Here is a 15,260-nt window from a genome sequence, read left to right as displayed (position 1 = left end):
AACGCATTACCTGCGCCACAAAAAATTTACCGTTCAGTAAATTTAGGAGCTGGCTATACATTTGCCAGGAAATACTGACAATTGGTATTTATCTTAGGTAAACAGCAGCAATAAAGCGTATCCCGCTAAGGCGGCCCAGAGCAGCATCGGCAGGGAATAGAAGTGGAACCGCACCCAGATTCGCCTGTCGTTTGCCATACGCAGCGCGATAAGGTTGGCAAGCGAACCCGGCAGCAGGCCGAAACCGCCGATGTTAACGGCAAAGGCCAGCAGCGCCGAGGGCGGAGCATAGTTCAGCAGCAGAATAGTGGCGGGCACGTTGCTGATGATTTGCGAAAGAGCGATGCCGAGCGCAAATAATCCTCCCTGCGAAAGCTGGCTTACGCCATGCAGAGCCTGCTCAAGGACCGGAATCCTGGTTATTAAGTGAACGTCGATAAACATCGCTATAAATACCAGCAGCAGGCTCCAGTCGATGCTTATCAGTATCCTTCTTGCAAGAAGGATAAACCCCAGCGCGACAAGGGCAAGTCCCCAGGCCTCCTGCTTTAGCTCAAGCGAAGCGATAAACACCGCGTACAGCGCGACGCTTGCGTAAACCAGCCGCGGCTGCCAGGCATCTATTCTGTCGTGTCCGTGATAATTCAGGGCTTTTTTCGGAAAGCACAGCCAGCACAGCGCCAGCAGGCTTGCCACCATCGCCCCGGCAAGCGGAACCATTTGCCAGGTGAAGGCCGCAAAAGAGAGGCCCGAACGCCCCCACAGCAGGATATTTTGCGGATTGCCGACCGGCGTGAGAAGCGAACCGGCGTTCACCGCCAGCGCCTCGAAGATAATCAGCCGGGTCACCGGCATCGAACACAGCTTTTTGAGGGTAATGGTCAGCGGCACGATGATAAACAGCGCCACGTCATTGGTCAGAAAAGTTGAGAGCAGCGCCGCCGCGCTGACCATAAACATCGCCAGCTGGCGTTCGCTGCCAAAGCGCTTCACCATCCGGCGGCCCAGCACGTCGAAATAGCCGCTCAGCTCCACGCCTTTGGTCAGCATCATCAGCCCGGCGAGGGTGATGATAGTGTGCCAGTCGACGGCCGCCGCCCATAAGCCTGGACGAAAGGGGGCCGCCAAACAGCATACAACGCCGATAATCAGCAACAGGTGAAGAAAACGATCGCGTAAAAAAGGCCGGTACAGCGTTTTCAACATTTATTGTTTAAAGCCGCTCTGCTGCGTGAAACGACAGAAGGCCTGCAGGGTTTCTTCGCTGACGTGATGCTCCACGCCTTCGGCATCGATACGAGCCGTTTCCGGGCTTATCCCTAACGCCAGGAAGAAGTTTTCCACAATCTGATGGCGCTCGCGGCTGAGCTGCGCCTGCTTTTCCCCTTCGGCAGTAAGAAAAACGCCTCGCCAGGGGATCTGTTCAATCAGGCCAAGCGTAGCCAGGCGCTTAAGCATCTTGGCAACCGTCGGCTGCGACACGCCCAGACGCGCGGCCATATCGACCTGGCGCACTTCCCCAACCTCGCGAATAAGATCGGAGATCAGTTCGACATAATCATCAATTAATTCACGACGATGCGCTTCCCGCACCTGACGAAAACCTTCAACATGCTCTTCAACGTTAAGTAGCTGCGTCACTTTTTTGCTGTTCTTTTGACCTGCCTGACGGCTCATGGAGCTTCCTCATACAGTGGCGCGACATCGTTCTTCGTCGGCGGAAGCGCCCATTGTAAACCACCTCCCCGCATCCACAAAAATTTAACGGCATAGCAATAGCTATATAATATAGCCTGTGCTATACCTGTATGTAATGCAGTCAGCTTTTAATGGATTAAGGGTGGCAGAGGTAACGAGGAGGATTTTTTATGAACGATTTTAAGAGGTGCATAAGCGTGTTTACTCACTCCCCTTTCCAGGTGCGGTTAATGCTGCTGAATATGCTGTGTGACTGGGTTTCCGGGAAACCTGAACAGGACGAGGCGCCAAAGTCATAGGCTTTCGCCCTGCCCTCCATCAGGCCGGGAACCTGCCCTGCCGCGTCATCTTTTTGTAACAACAGTTTTCTATTAATTCCGCAGATACGCTCTCTCCCCGCGCTTTAACCACACAAACTGCTTGATTTGCAATCCACCTCGCAAAACACGCTTTGGTTATCTGTTGATCTTCTCTACGTTGCGCTCTATCTTCTTGCAGCCCTGCACATTAAGCGGCTTCCGGATGCGGTTCCCTCTTCCTTCTTTTCCGCCTGTCAGGCAGGTTTTTGACCCTTGTCGCCAGGGTTCTCGCATGGCGTTTTGTTGATTCGGTAAACATGAATTTAACGGCTAAAGATACCCTCACGGCGCGCGGCGTTGCGCTCAACCCGTGGACCGCATTTTACTTTCTGCAATCGCTGCTTATTAACTTCGCTTTAGGTTATAAATTCAGCCTGCTGTATGCGGCTGCTTTTGGCTGCGTATTGCTGTTGCTTGGGCGTCGCGCTCCGCGCTTGCAAAAAGGGGTTATTGCGGTTTGCAGCCTGGTGGCGGCAATGTATTTCCCTTTCGGGCAGGCTTACGGCGCGCCGAACTTCAATACCCTGCTGGCGCTGCACTCAACCAACTTTGAAGAATCCACGGAGATAATGACCATCTTCCCGTGGTACAGCTATCTGGTTTCTGTATTTATTCTGGCGCTGGGCTATATAGCCGTGCGCCGCAAAGCCGCGGCAAAAAAGGGCTGGAGCCACTTCGACAGCGCCTGCCTGGCAATAAGCCTGGCGTGTTTTTTCGTCACGCCGGTACAGAACCTTGCCCAGGGCGGCGTCTTTAAATTTAAAGATACGGGCTATCCGGTATTCCGCTTCGTCAAAGACGTGGTGGTGAATAATCAGGAAGTGCTTGATGAGCAAACCCGCATGCGGGAGTTTGCAAAAATGAAAGATACCTGGCAGGTGCTGGCGGTAAAGCCGAAGTACCATACCTATGTGGTAGTGATTGGTGAAAGCGCGCGCCGCGATGCGCTTGGCGCTTTTGGCGGCCACTGGAACAACACGCCGTTTGCCAGCTCGGTTAACGGCAGCTTATTTACTGACTACATTTCGGCAAGCGGCTCCACGCAGAAATCGCTGGGCATGACGCTCAACCGCGTTATCGACGGCAAGCCGCAATACCAGGATAATATTGTGACGCTCGCCAACCGCGCCGGTTTTCAGACATGGTGGTTTTCAAACCAGGGCCAGATTGGCGAGTACGATACCGCCATAGCCAGCATCGCAAAACGCGCTGATGAAGTGCAGTTCCTGAAAAGCGGTGATTTTGAAGCGGATAAAAATACCCGCGATGAAGCGCTGCTGAAGATGACGGCGCAGGTATTTGCTACCCGTCGCACCACGCCACAGCTGATCGTCCTGCATCTGATGGGGTCTCACCCGCAGGCATGCGATCGCACGCAAGGAAAGTATGTGGAGTTCGTGCAGTCGAAAGAGACCTCCTGCTATATCTACAGCATGACGCAGACTGACGATCTTCTTAAGCAGCTTTATCAGCAGCTGCAGAATACCGGCGAGACTTTCTCGATGGTCTATTTCTCAGATCATGGCCTGGCCTTTAAAGAGCGCGGCACCAAAGTACAGTATCTGGCGCATGACGATGAGTTCCAGCAGAACTTCCAGGTGCCCTTTATGGTGCTTTCAAGCGATGATAAGGAGCATCGTCTGATAAAAGCGCGCCGTTCAGCCAACGATTTTCTTAACTTCTTCTCTGACTGGACCGGTATTAAAACCAAAGAGCTGGCGATGCGCTACAAGTTTATCTCTGAGCAAAAAGCGGGTCCGACCTGGATTACTAACTTTAAGCTTAAGAAGGTGGACTATAATCATCTGCAGAGCGATATCTTTGAGATAAAGACGCGCTAAGGTGAATTAAGAACATAAAAAAATCCGCCACAAGGGCGGATTTTTATTTTCACCTGAGAGGGTGAATCAGAAGCGGTAACCCACGCCTGCGATCCAGGTGCCAACATCAACGTTACGGATGCGGCTCTGCTCGTAGGAAACGTCCAGTGCAACGTTTTCCATTGGGTTAAACTGCATACCTGCGCCGTAGGAGAAACCGTAGTCGCTGGAGTCAGATTTTGCCGGGTAGTCGGTGCTCTGGAATTTACCGTAGCCTACACCCACAACGCCGTAGATGCTCGCCCAGTCGTTCAGACGGAAAGCTGGACCTGCAGTAACGCCGTAGTATTGACCTTTGTTGTAAACGCCATTTTCAGAGCGGTCTTTTTCGGTGTAGGTGAAGGAACCGATATAGCCCAGTGGGGTGTCGTTTTCGTAACGGTATTTCAGGTTGAAGCCGTTAGCTTTGTTAGCAACGCCCTGCATATCGCTCTGCGCATAACCACCGGTTACGGTGCTGGTTGCTGCAGTTGCGGTACCTACGGAAACGGCCAGAACACAAGCCAGTGCTGAAAGACATGCAATTTTTTTCATAATCCACCTCAAATGTGCTTCAAGTAAGTCCTAAGATTCAAATATAACAAAACCCCGTAAGAAACTCTTCGTCATTCGTGTTGTCTAACGAACCTTTTCATGTAACACAACGTTTCCACAAGCGGCTATGTCACTAAATAATCAGTTATTTATTAACAAATTCGCGCAATTATTGGTGCGTTTAATAATTTCGTCATCCAGATAATTCTTAATTTTTTTGCGTTAAACTTACACAAACTGACGACAAGGGTAGCGTAAAGCGGTCGGCTTTTTCTTAATGAAAATTCAACCAGCCATAAGTTAATCCTTTACACTGAAGATCGTTTTCATACATTGACCCATTCCGACATTAACTGACAGGACGCAGGATGCCGTTAACTTCCCGAAAAATGCCCGTCTGGCTGCCCATTGTTATCCTGCTTATTGCCATGACGTCGATTCAGGGCGGGGCATCGCTCGCCAAATCGCTTTTCCCGCTGGTTGGCGCGCCCGGCGTAACCGCGATACGTCTGGCTTTAGGGACGCTGATTCTGGTGGCGGTATTCAAGCCCTGGCGCTTACGCTTTAAAGCGGAGCAGCGCCTGCCGCTTTTGCTGTATGGCTTATCGCTCGGCGCCATGAACTATCTCTTCTATTTATCTATTCAGACTATTCCTCTCGGGATAGCCGTGGCGCTCGAATTCACCGGCCCGCTGGCCGTGGCGCTGTTCTCATCGCGCCGGGCTATCGACTTTATCTGGGTGGTGCTGGCGGTGATGGGCCTGTGGTTCCTTCTGCCGCTTGGGCAAGATATTTCCCATGTCGATTTAACCGGCGCCGCCTTCGCGTTGGGAGCCGGAGCATGCTGGGCGCTCTATATTCTGTCTGGTCAGAAAGCGGGCGCCGATCACGGCCCGGCGACGGTAGCCATAGGCTCACTGATTGCCGCCGTTATTTTTGTGCCGATTGGCGCATGGGAAGCAGGCGGCGCAATCTGGCACTGGTCGCTGCTTCCTTTAGGGCTTGGCGTGGCGGTTCTGTCTACGGCCCTGCCATACTCGCTTGAGATGATTGCCCTCACGCGCCTGCCGACGCGCACGTTCGGGACGCTGATGAGTATGGAGCCCGGCCTTGCTGCGCTCTCCGGCATGCTGTTCCTTGGCGAGCATCTGAGCTGGGTGCAGTGGCTGGCGTTGCTGTCGATTATCGCCGCCTCCATCGGCTCGACGTTAACGCTTAAACGCGAGACGCAGATAAAAAGTGTCGATATAAATTAATCTGGATCAATTTATTTCTCGCTGCACGCCGCGCGCGGGAAATAAAAAACCCGCGATCAACCACTTATATTGCCTTTACTTTTCTGACGTAAATAAGAACTATTTATTTCTGCTACCACGCCGCTTGTCATTTTTATGACATATCCTGTTGCTTACTTATAATCTATTGATATTAATCAACATAATGATTGCCACTTCATTATTGCTATTTGTCTGATAGGTATTAACTCATCCAGCAAGATTAAAAACCGGTGCTATACTTAGTCCCGGTAACAAATCAGGAAACACACATCAAGAGGATGAAAGATTATGAGTACCGCTAAACTGGTAAAAACCAAATCTACAAACCTGCTCTATACCCGTAATGATGTAGCGGATAACGAGAAAAAAGCCACCATCGAGCTGTTGAATCGTCAGGTCATCCAGTTCATCGATCTGTCCCTGATTACCAAACAGGCTCACTGGAACATGCGCGGTGCCAACTTTATTGCCGTCCACGAAATGCTTGATGGCTTCCGTACAGCTTTGACCACTCACCTGGATACCATGGCAGAACGTGCCGTTCAGCTTGGCGGCGTGGCGCTGGGGACAACCCAGGTCGTTAACAGCAAGACGGCGCTGAAAAGCTATCCGCTGGATATTCATAGCGTGCAGGATCACTTAAAAGAGCTGGCGGATCGCTATGCCGTCGTCGCAAACGACGTGCGCAAAGCTATTAGCGAAGCCAAAGACGAAGATACGGCGGATATTTTCACCGCGGCATCCCGCGATCTGGACCAGTACTTGTGGTTCATCGAATCGAATATCGAATAATTGATAGATGATTTTTATGCTCCCTCCCCGCGCGGAGAGGGAGCATGCACCATTTTAGCGCAGTAAACTGTTTACCCCCACCGCAAAAGTTGCACTCCTGTAATAATCTCATCACACAATCGTTAATGAATGATTGTTTTGCCGCCTGATTTCGCGGTAAAACTATCTTCCGACCCGCCAGCCAAAAATATGCACCATCATGGAGCCCCGTAACGGTGCATCATGACCAACTTGCAACCTATATTGTGCAATGTTACAAATCCACATCCTTGCAAAACAATATGTTGTAGATTTGGCACGATTCTTCCATGCCGTGCTGGCTGCTGCAGGGGATAGCCCCATGGATTAACAAAGGAAATGCTATGAAGTCGATTTTGAAAGTTTCACTGGCTGCACTCACTCTGGCTTTGGCGGTCAATTCCCACGCCGCTGAGAAGAAACTGGTTGTCGCGACCGACACCGCATTCGTTCCTTTTGAATTTAAACAAGGCGATAAATACGTCGGTTTCGACGTGGATTTATGGGCCGCCATCGCGAAAGAATTAAAGCTGGACTACACCCTGAAACCGATGGATTTCAGCGGCATCATTCCGGCGCTGCAAACCAAAAACATCGATGTGGCGCTGGCCGGTATCACCATTACCCCGGAGCGCCAGAAAGCCATCGACTTCTCCGATGGCTACTACCAAAGCGGTTTGTTAGTGATGGTAAAAGCGAACAACAACGAGATTAAAAGCGTGAAGGATCTCGACGGCAAAGTCCTTGCGGTTAAAGGCGGCACCGGGTCAGTTGATTACGCGAAAGCCAACATCAAAACTAAAGATCTGCGTCAGTTCCCGAACATCGACAACGCTTATATGGAACTCGGCACCAACCGCGCTGACGCCGTGCTGCACGATACGCCAAACATCCTGTACTTCATCAAAACCGCCGGTAACGGCCAGTTCAAAGCGGTAGGTGACTCACTGGAAGCTCAGCAATACGGCATCGCCTTCCCGAAAGGCAGCGACGACCTGCGTACTAAAGTCAACGGCGCGCTGAAAACCCTGAAAGAGAACGGCACCTATAACGAAATCTATAAAAAATGGTTCGGCACTGAACCAAAATAATAATTCTACATTTTTAAAAGATTGACCTCAGGGGCGGCTTTCGCCCCTGCTATTTTTGAATAAGCCACGGTAACAAATGGGAACACATTATGCAGTTTGACTGGAGCGCCATCTGGCCTGCAATTCCGCTCTTGATTGAAGGCGCCAAAATGACCCTGTGGATTTCGGTCCTCGGTCTTTGCGGCGGTCTGGTGATTGGTCTGGTTGCAGGTTTTGCCCGCACCTACGGCGGCTGGATAGCCAACCATATCGCCCTGGTATTTATCGAAGTGATTCGCGGTACGCCAATCGTGGTGCAGGTAATGTTTATTTACTTCGCGCTACCAATGGCCTTTAACGACCTGCGTATTGACCCGTTCAGCGCGGCCGTCGTCACCATCATGATTAACTCCGGCGCCTATATTGCGGAAATTACTCGCGGTGCGGTGCTGTCAATTCATAAAGGCTTCCGCGAAGCGGGCCTGGCGCTGGGCCTCTCCAAACGTGAAACCATTCGCCACGTAATTATGCCGCTGGCGCTCAGGCGTATGCTGCCGCCGCTGGGTAACCAGTGGATCATCAGTATTAAAGATACCTCGCTGTTTATCGTTATCGGCGTGGCTGAACTGACCCGCCAGGGCCAGGAAATTATCGCCGGTAACTTCCGCGCGCTGGAGATCTGGAGCGCCGTTGCGGTCTTCTATCTGATTATTACTTTGGTGCTGAGCTTTGTTCTGCGTCGTCTTGAAAGAAGGATGAAAATCCTGTGATTGAATTTAAAAACGTCTCCAAGCACTTCGGTCAAACCCAGGTGCTGCACAATATCGATCTGAATATCAAACAGGGTGAAGTGGTGGTGATCATCGGGCCGTCAGGCTCCGGTAAATCCACCCTGCTGCGCTGCATCAACAAGCTCGAAGATATCACCAGCGGCGATCTGATTGTCGACGGCCTGAAGGTTAACGATCCGAAGGTGGACGAGCGCCTGATCCGTCAGGAAGCCGGCATGGTGTTCCAGCAGTTTTATCTCTTCCCGCATCTTACCGCGCTGGAAAACGTCTCTTTCGGCCCGATCCGCGTGCGCGGCCTGAAGAAAGAGGCCGCCGATAAACTGGCGAAAGAGCTGCTGGCGAAGGTGGGCCTTGCGGAGCGCGCGCACCACTACCCTTCCGAGCTTTCCGGCGGCCAGCAGCAGCGCGTGGCGATCGCCCGCGCGCTGGCGGTCAAACCGAAAATGATGCTGTTCGATGAGCCCACCTCCGCGCTTGATCCGGAGCTGCGCCACGAAGTGCTGAAGGTGATGCAGGACCTGGCCGAAGAAGGCATGACGATGGTTATCGTCACGCACGAAGTGGGTTTTGCCGCCAAAGTCGCATCACGCCTGATCTTCATTGATAAAGGCCGCGTGGCCGAAGACGGCAATCCGCAGGAGCTTATCGATAACCCGCCAAGCCAGCGTTTGCAGGAATTCTTGCAGCACGTTTCATAACCTTTGGCAATTAAGCGTAGCGCCGCCATGAGTGAATGGCGCTACGCTTATCCCCTAAACCGCGGGCCAGTAAGCGCAACGCCATGCTGCAACAGCCCGGCCTGAGCCAGCGCCAGCCGAATCAGCCACACCAGATAATTCCCGTTTTCCAGGCCTCCGCTCCCAGCGGGCTATACTTTTGCTTTGTCTGAATTTCTCAGTCCGGAGAAGTGCCGTGCCATGGATTCTGTTGTTACTATGCAGCCTGCTCAGCTTTCAAACTCAGGCGGTAACGCTGCCTGCCGCTGTCGTTGCTGCATCCTCCACGCAGACCAGCGACGCCCCTCCCGCCGAACCTAATCTTGAAGAAAAGAAAAAAGCCTATTCGGCGCTTGCGGACGTGCTGGATAACGACCAATCGAGAAGCGAATTAATCGACCAGCTGCGTAAAGTCGCCGCCACCCCGCCGCCGGAACCTGTGCCGGCTATCAAGCCGCCGGAAGAGCTCAGCGATGAAAAAACGGTGCTGCAGAACTTGACGGATGTAAGCCGTCGCTACGGCGGAGAACTGGCTGAGCATTTCGCCCAGCTCTACCGCAATATCACCGGTTCACCTTATAAGGCCTTTAACCAGCAAACCTTTTTCAAAGCGCTCACGTACTTCTCGCTGCTTGCCGCTTCCGTCTTCGCTTTCTACATGCTGGTCCGTGCAGGTATGTCGCCGGTCTGGCGGCACATGGGAAAATGGGGGCGCGCAAAAAACCGCGATCGCTCCAGCTGGTTCCATCTGCCGCTGGCGATTATCGCCGCGTTTGTGATTGATTTACTGCTGCTGGCCCTGACGCTGTTTGTCGGACAGATTTTCAGCGACATGATGAACGCGGGCAGCCGCACCATCGCACGCCAGCAGGGCTTGTTTCTCAACGCCTTTGCGCTTATTGAATTCTTTAAGGCCGTGCTGCGGCTGATCTTCTGCCCGCGCTTCCCGGATCTGCGCCCTTTTCCGGTCAGCGAGCAGAGCGCAAAATACTGGAACATTCGTTTGTCGGCGTTAAGCAGTTTACTGGGCTACGGTACGCTGGTCGCCGTGCCTGTTATTTCAAGTCAGGTAAACGTGCAGACGGGCGCCATGACCAACGTCGTTATTATGCTGTGTATTACGATTTGGGCGCTGTACCTGATTTTTCACAATAAACTTTCTATCCAGCGCAGCCTGAACCGACTTGCCGATCGTTCACTGGCCTTTTTCAGCCTGTTTATTCGCGCCTTTGCGCTTGTCTGGCACTGGCTGGCCAGCGCCTATTTCGTCGCGCTGTTTTTCTTCTCGCTCTTTAATCCAGGCAACAGCCTGAGGTGGATGATGGGCGCGTCCATGTGTAGCCTCGCGATTATCGGCATCGCCGCGTTTATCTCCGGCATGCTTTCACGCTGGATTGCAAAAACGATCACGCTTTCACCGCAGGTGCAGCGCAGCTATCCCGAACTGCAAAAGCGCCTGAACGGCTGGCTTTCCGCTTCCTTAAAAATGGCGCGCATCCTCACCGTTTGCTTTGCCGCGATGCTGCTGTTAAACGCGTGGGGCCTGTTCGATATGTGGGCCTGGCTGACCAACGGCGCGGGGGAGAAAACCGTTGATATCATTATCCGTATCACCCTGATCCTGTTCTTCTCCGCCGTTGGCTGGACGCTGCTGGCAAGCCTGATTGAAAACCGTCTGGCCTCCGACATACACGGCCGCCCGATGCCGGGCGCCCGCACGCGCACGCTGCTGACGCTCTTCCGTAACGCCCTCGCGGTAGTGATAAGCACCATCACGATAATGATACTGCTGTCGGAAATCGGCGTGAACATCGCCCCGCTGCTGGCCGGCGCAGGCGCTTTAGGGCTGGCGGTGAGCTTCGGCTCGCAAACGCTGGTAAAAGATATTATTACCGGGGTGTTTATCCAGCTTGAGAACGGCATGAATACCGGCGACCTGGTGACCATCGGGCCGATAACCGGCTCCGTGGAACGCATGTCCATACGCTCTGTCGGCGTGCGGCAGGATACCGGGGCCTACCATATTATTCCCTGGTCATCGATTACCACCTTCGCCAACTTCGTGCGCGGCATTGGTTCGTTTGTGGCGAACTATGATGTGGACAGGCATGAGGACGTCGATAAGGCCAATCGCATTCTCAAGGAGGCGGTAGCAGAGCTGATGGAACGGCAGGATATCCGCATGCTGGTGATTGGCGAGCCTTCGTTCGCGGGGATCGTCGGCCTGACAAACCAGGCCTTCACGGTACGCGTGTCGTTCACCACGCAGCCGCTAAAACAGTGGACGGTGCGTTTCGCGCTTGACGGCATGGTGAAAAAGCACTTCGACGCGGCGGGAATACGTCCGCCGGTGCAGACCGTGCAGGTAATGCAGCCAGGGCCGGACGTCGCCCAGGCGATGCAGGCCGCGCAGGCGGCAACCGGAGCGCTGCCGCCTGCAAACCCTACGGTATAATCATTTAAAACGCGTGGCGGCCCAGCGGGCGCGCTGCGCATCATTCATAAAGGACCAGGCGATGAAGCGGCTCTGCTTCTGACCCTGGGCCATCTCTTTTTTCACCACTTTCTCAACGCCCGCCTCCTGCAGAACACGGTAGATGGCCGGCAGATTTTCGCCACGGGACACCAGAGAAGTAAACCACATCACCTGGCGGCCAAACGCTTTACTCTCGTTAACCATCTGGCTGACAAAGGCCACCTCGCCGCCCTCGCACCACAGTTCATGCTCATGCCCGCCAAAGTTCAGCGCGCCCTTCTCATCCTGCCCGAGATTACGGCGTTTGCGCTCGCTGCCGCTGCGGGCGGCCTCCTGCGAGTCATGGAACGGCGGATTACACAGCGTGGCATCGAAGGTTTCGTTTTTATGAATGATGCCGGGGAAAATAGCCTGCGGCGTTTTCTGGCGGCGCAGACGAATCATGCGGCTTAAGCCCGGGTTGGCATCGATAATCATCGTCGCGCTGCGTAAGGCGTCAGCGTCAGTTTCTGACCCTGTAAAACGCCAGCCGTACTCATGCTGCCCGATTAACGGGTAAATACAGTTGGCGCCGACTCCCACATCCAGCACGGAAGCCTGCGTCGGCACTTTGCCCCCGTTACCTTCGGCCAGCAGATCCGCAAGATGATGTATATAATCTGCACGTCCCGGCACCGGCGGGCAGAGAAAACCTGCGGGAATATCCCACTGCTTAACGGCGTAGAAATGCGCCAGCAAAGCCTGATTCAGCGCTTTAACCGCCAGAGGATCGGCGAAATCCACTGTGCTGTCACCGTGCGGACCGGTTTTGATAAAGGCCGCAAGCGCCGGGCAGCTTTGCTGCAGGGCAGTAAAATCATAGCGGTCACGGTGGCGGTTACGCGGGTGCAGGCCCGGTTTGGTGGTGGCAGGGGTTTTCATCGCGGCTTCTCCTTGTGTGGGCGCGTAAGATACTCTGTGAAGCCAGCGGGGTAAATACGCCGCGCCAATTTCACCACTGAAAGAGGTAATATGTCTGCGAAAAGGTATTACTACGAACCTGCGGCTGGCCATGGTTTGCCGCACGACCCGCTGAACGCCATCGTTGGGCCGCGTCCGATTGGCTGGATAGCCTCGATCAATGCGCAAGGCCAGCGCAATCTGGCGCCGTACAGCTTCTTCAACTGCTTTAACTATCGCCCGCCGATTATCGGGTTCGCCAGCAGCGGCTGGAAAGACAGCGTGCAGAATATCCTCGACACAAAGGAGTTCGTCTGGAATCTCACTACCCGTGAACTTGCAGAACAGATGAACGAGACGTCCGCAACGTTGCCGCGCGGAGAGGATGAGTTTATCCGCGCGGGTTTAACAGCGGTTCCGGGCCGTAAAGTGAAGGCGAGCCTGGTGGCGGAAAGCCCGGTTAACTTCGAGTGTCGCCTTTCGCAGTCTATCCAGCTAACTTCCGCAGACGGCGCGCCTATCGATACCTGGCTGGTTCTGGGCGAAGTCGTCGCGGTACATATCAATGAAAACCTGCTCAGGGACGGGATTTACCAGACCGCTCTGGCAAATCCCGTGCTGCGGGCAGGCGGCCCGTCGGCTTATTACACCATCGAAGAATCGCATCGTTTTGATCTCATTCGCCCTGACGCACGATAAGTTAAGCAACATCAGCCACTTTACATAGCTGATTTATAATACTTTTATCAGGTTATATCCTTCAAAAAAGAGGCAAAACTCCATCAATTTTTTTGCCTCTTTTGAGCGCCACTTTCCACCGACACTTTTAAGTTTGATGAAATTTTAATCAACAGCCAACGGCGCAGAAAGATGCGATGAAAAAATTTGCTCTGTTTTTCTACGGTTATCGCCCTTGCGGCGCTTCCGTTTGTCCGTCAGGCGGCCCGACGCCTGATGAATGACCGGACTGGTCAACTGTGTGCAGCGGGCACCGTCTCCGCAAATAACGCCCGTAACCTTGACGATCTACAGGACAAGCTGGCCGAAAAAGCCAGGGAACAAGGCGCAACAGGTTTTGTGATTAACTCCGCCGGCGGCGATCATATGTACGGCACCGCCACCATTTATAAATAACCTCTCCAGCAAGACGTATGATGAGCAAAACAAAACTCCCCTAAGCGGCTTTCCCATCCGGAGAGCCGTTTTTTTATATCATCAGCCGCTTTGCTCAATACCTAAGGCAGTGGTGAGATCGTCCTCCGCCTCTAAGTAATCATCTGATACTTTATTTAAGCAACTGTGAATCATCTCACTTTCTTGCTGCTGAACAACGCTTAAGGTAATGCCGCAGGATAATTGTATCGTGTGATTACTTATGGAGCGGCAACACCATGAAAAACCTGATGACCGCCATCGAAGCCCGGCTGATGCCGCTGGCGGGAAGAATGGCACAGCAGCGCCACCTGGGCGCCATCCGCGACGCCTACATCTCGTTTATGCCTTTTATTATTGTCGGTTCGATTCTTCTGGTTATCTCCTCCTTTCCAGGCCAGGCCTACCAGACGTTTATGGCCTCGGTATTCGGCCAAGGGTGGTCGGCAACCGTTGAAATTCCGTTCAACGCCATCTTCTCCACCATGGCGGTGTTCATCTCCTTCCTTGTCGCCTATCGCCTGGCGGAGCGCTACGACATCGACAAAATGTCGTCGGGCATTCTCTCGCTTTCCTGCTTCCTGATCCTGACGCCCTTCGGCAAACACGCCGAAGTGGGCGGCCTGATTCCGCTGGAGTGGCTGGGATCAAAAGGCCTGTTTGTCGCCATGCTGGGCGCGCTGGGCACCACGGAGCTGTTCGCCTGGATGCTGCGCCAGAACTGGGTGATTCGCATGCCGGACGGCGTACCGCCCGCGGTACAAAAATCCTTTGCGGCGCTTATTCCTTCTTTGCTGATCCTGGTGATTGCTTTGGTGGTTCGCGTGCTGTTTGCCCACACGCACTACAACACCATCCATCAGTTCATTTATGAAGTGCTGGCAACGCCGATTCGCCACTTCGGCACCTCCTACGTGGGCGCATTGTTTACCTGCTTTAGCATCACCAGCCTGTGGTCGGTCGGCATCAACTCCGGTTCGATGGTGAACGGCATTCTGCGTCCATTCTGGATGGAGAATCAGATGGAAAACCTCACCGCCACCCAGGCAGGCCTGGTGCCGCCGCACGTGGTGACGGAGCAGTTCTACGACATGATCTGGATGGGCGGCGCGGGCGCAACTTTGTCTCTGGTGATTGCTATGCTGCTATTCGCCCGCAGTCAGCACATCAAAAACGTATCTCGTCTCGCGGCGGGCTCGTCCATATTCAACATTAACGAACCGGTGCTGTTTGGCTTGCCTGTGATCATGAACCCGGTGATGCTCATCCCCTTCAACCTCGTGCCGCTGGTGCTGGTCACCGTGCAGTACGTCGCGATGTCGGTCGGGCTGGTTGCCACGACAACCGGGGTTTACATCCCGTGGACGCTGCCGCCGGTGCTCAGCGGATTTATTGTCACCGGCCACCTGAGCGGGGCCGTTATCCAGTTGATTAACCTGGCGATAGGCGCGGTGATTTACCTGCCGTTCCTGAAAGTTGTCGACAGGCAGTACCGGGCCAGCGAAGCCCCAGCCGTCGAATCAGAGCGTAAAACCACCTCAGCCATGGAGTAAGTAAA

Annotated in this window: 15 protein-coding genes; 11 read left to right on the top strand and 4 right to left on the bottom strand. The window is 53.6% G+C overall.

Annotated features, from left to right (window positions below):
• Positions 1-93: 93 nt before the first annotated feature.
• On the bottom strand, positions 94-1,206 hold the full coding sequence (locus WLO31_RS06400; protein ID WP_435929656.1) for an SLC13 family permease: 1,113 nt from the start codon (positions 1,204-1,206) through the stop codon (positions 94-96).
• Complete coding sequence (gene mntR / locus WLO31_RS06395) at positions 1,207-1,677, bottom strand: manganese-binding transcriptional regulator MntR (RefSeq protein ID WP_435929655.1); 471 nt, start codon at positions 1,675-1,677, stop codon at positions 1,207-1,209.
• Between the two features lie 191 nt (positions 1,678-1,868).
• Between mntR and mntS the strand changes: the two genes are divergently transcribed.
• Both mntS and WLO31_RS06385 read left to right on the top strand, forming a co-directional pair.
• Positions 1,869-1,997: a manganase accumulation protein MntS gene (gene mntS / locus WLO31_RS06390; protein WP_435929654.1), complete on the top strand. Its 129-nt coding sequence runs from the start codon at positions 1,869-1,871 to the stop codon at positions 1,995-1,997.
• Positions 1,998-2,314: 317 nt separating this feature from the next.
• A complete protein-coding gene (locus WLO31_RS06385; protein WP_435930532.1) occupies positions 2,315-3,898 on the top strand; it encodes a sulfatase-like hydrolase/transferase in 1,584 nt (527 codons plus the stop codon).
• A gap of 66 nt (positions 3,899-3,964) precedes the next feature.
• Here the strand turns inward: WLO31_RS06385 and ompX are convergent, their stop codons facing one another.
• Complete coding sequence (ompX, locus tag WLO31_RS06380; RefSeq protein ID WP_435929653.1) at positions 3,965-4,471, bottom strand: outer membrane protein OmpX; 507 nt, start codon at positions 4,469-4,471, stop codon at positions 3,965-3,967.
• Positions 4,472-4,839: 368 nt separating this feature from the next.
• Here ompX and rhtA point away from each other — a divergent pair, with 368 nt between their 5' ends.
• The 6 genes from rhtA (at position 4,840) to ybiO (ending at position 11,590) form a co-directional block, all read left to right on the top strand.
• On the top strand, positions 4,840-5,727 hold the full coding sequence (gene rhtA / locus WLO31_RS06375; RefSeq protein WP_435929652.1) for a threonine/homoserine exporter RhtA: 888 nt from the start codon (positions 4,840-4,842) through the stop codon (positions 5,725-5,727).
• 309 nt (positions 5,728-6,036) lie between these two features.
• A complete protein-coding gene (gene dps, locus WLO31_RS06370; RefSeq protein WP_435929651.1) occupies positions 6,037-6,540 on the top strand; it encodes a DNA starvation/stationary phase protection protein Dps in 504 nt (167 codons plus the stop codon).
• Positions 6,541-6,902: 362 nt separating this feature from the next.
• Positions 6,903-7,649, top strand: coding sequence for a glutamine ABC transporter substrate-binding protein GlnH (glnH, locus tag WLO31_RS06365; protein WP_435929650.1), 747 nt, complete (start codon positions 6,903-6,905; stop codon positions 7,647-7,649).
• Between the two features lie 89 nt (positions 7,650-7,738).
• On the top strand, positions 7,739-8,398 hold the full coding sequence (glnP, locus tag WLO31_RS06360) for a glutamine ABC transporter permease GlnP (RefSeq protein WP_435929649.1): 660 nt from the start codon (positions 7,739-7,741) through the stop codon (positions 8,396-8,398).
• Positions 8,395-9,117 carry a glutamine ABC transporter ATP-binding protein GlnQ gene (glnQ, locus tag WLO31_RS06355; RefSeq protein WP_435929648.1) on the top strand — a complete coding sequence of 241 codons (723 nt, stop codon included), beginning with the start codon at positions 8,395-8,397 and terminating at the stop codon, positions 9,115-9,117. The genes glnP and glnQ overlap by 4 nt, the downstream gene beginning before the upstream one ends.
• Positions 9,118-9,331: 214 nt before the next feature.
• Positions 9,332-11,590, top strand: a complete 2,259-nt coding sequence (gene ybiO / locus WLO31_RS06350) for a mechanosensitive channel protein (protein WP_435929647.1) — start codon at positions 9,332-9,334, stop codon at positions 11,588-11,590.
• Here ybiO and rlmF read toward each other — a convergent pair whose 3' ends face one another.
• Entirely contained in the window at positions 11,591-12,532 is a 942-nt protein-coding gene (rlmF, locus tag WLO31_RS06345; RefSeq protein ID WP_435929646.1) for a 23S rRNA (adenine(1618)-N(6))-methyltransferase RlmF, read from the bottom strand. It lies immediately after the preceding gene.
• A gap of 90 nt (positions 12,533-12,622) precedes the next feature.
• Here rlmF and WLO31_RS06340 point away from each other — a divergent pair, with 90 nt between their 5' ends.
• The 3 genes from WLO31_RS06340 to celB all read left to right on the top strand — a co-directional run bounded on the left by WLO31_RS06340 (position 12,623) and on the right by celB (position 15,255).
• Positions 12,623-13,249, top strand: a complete 627-nt coding sequence (locus WLO31_RS06340) for a flavin reductase family protein (RefSeq protein ID WP_435929645.1) — start codon at positions 12,623-12,625, stop codon at positions 13,247-13,249.
• Positions 13,250-13,456: 207 nt separating this feature from the next.
• Positions 13,457-13,684 (top strand): YdgH/BhsA/McbA-like domain containing protein, encoded by a 228-nt coding sequence (locus WLO31_RS06335; RefSeq protein ID WP_435930531.1) that lies wholly within the window; start codon positions 13,457-13,459, stop codon positions 13,682-13,684.
• 257 nt (positions 13,685-13,941) lie between these two features.
• Positions 13,942-15,255 carry a PTS cellobiose transporter subunit IIC gene (celB, locus tag WLO31_RS06330; protein ID WP_435929644.1) on the top strand — a complete coding sequence of 438 codons (1,314 nt, stop codon included), beginning with the start codon at positions 13,942-13,944 and terminating at the stop codon, positions 15,253-15,255.
• Positions 15,256-15,260 lie beyond the last annotated feature (5 nt).

This window comes from Dryocola sharpae (genome assembly GCF_051307055.1).
Taxonomy (GTDB): domain Bacteria; phylum Pseudomonadota; class Gammaproteobacteria; order Enterobacterales; family Enterobacteriaceae; genus Dryocola.
Note: the sequence above shows the minus strand (reverse complement) of the source record. Positions and strands in the feature narration are given on the sequence as shown.

What these genes read in the sequence shown, in the direction of transcription:
- WLO31_RS06340 (WP_435929645.1), top strand. Translation starts at nt 12,623, where the DNA reads ATGTCTGCGAAAAGGTATTACTACGAACCTGCGGCTGGCCATGGTTTG.
- celB (WP_435929644.1), top strand. Translation starts at nt 13,942, where the DNA reads ATGAAAAACCTGATGACCGCCATCGAAGCCCGGCTGATGCCGCTGGCG.
- rlmF (WP_435929646.1), bottom strand. Translation starts at nt 12,532, where the DNA reads ATGAAAACCCCTGCCACCACCAAACCGGGCCTGCACCCGCGTAACCGC.
- glnP (WP_435929649.1), top strand. Translation starts at nt 7,739, where the DNA reads ATGCAGTTTGACTGGAGCGCCATCTGGCCTGCAATTCCGCTCTTGATT.
- WLO31_RS06400 (WP_435929656.1), bottom strand. Translation starts at nt 1,206, where the DNA reads ATGTTGAAAACGCTGTACCGGCCTTTTTTACGCGATCGTTTTCTTCAC.
- dps (WP_435929651.1), top strand. Translation starts at nt 6,037, where the DNA reads ATGAGTACCGCTAAACTGGTAAAAACCAAATCTACAAACCTGCTCTAT.
- WLO31_RS06385 (WP_435930532.1), top strand. Translation starts at nt 2,315, where the DNA reads ATGAATTTAACGGCTAAAGATACCCTCACGGCGCGCGGCGTTGCGCTC.
- mntR (WP_435929655.1), bottom strand. Translation starts at nt 1,677, where the DNA reads ATGAGCCGTCAGGCAGGTCAAAAGAACAGCAAAAAAGTGACGCAGCTA.
- mntS (WP_435929654.1), top strand. Translation starts at nt 1,869, where the DNA reads ATGAACGATTTTAAGAGGTGCATAAGCGTGTTTACTCACTCCCCTTTC.
- glnH (WP_435929650.1), top strand. Translation starts at nt 6,903, where the DNA reads ATGAAGTCGATTTTGAAAGTTTCACTGGCTGCACTCACTCTGGCTTTG.
- ompX (WP_435929653.1), bottom strand. Translation starts at nt 4,471, where the DNA reads ATGAAAAAAATTGCATGTCTTTCAGCACTGGCTTGTGTTCTGGCCGTT.
- rhtA (WP_435929652.1), top strand. Translation starts at nt 4,840, where the DNA reads ATGCCGTTAACTTCCCGAAAAATGCCCGTCTGGCTGCCCATTGTTATC.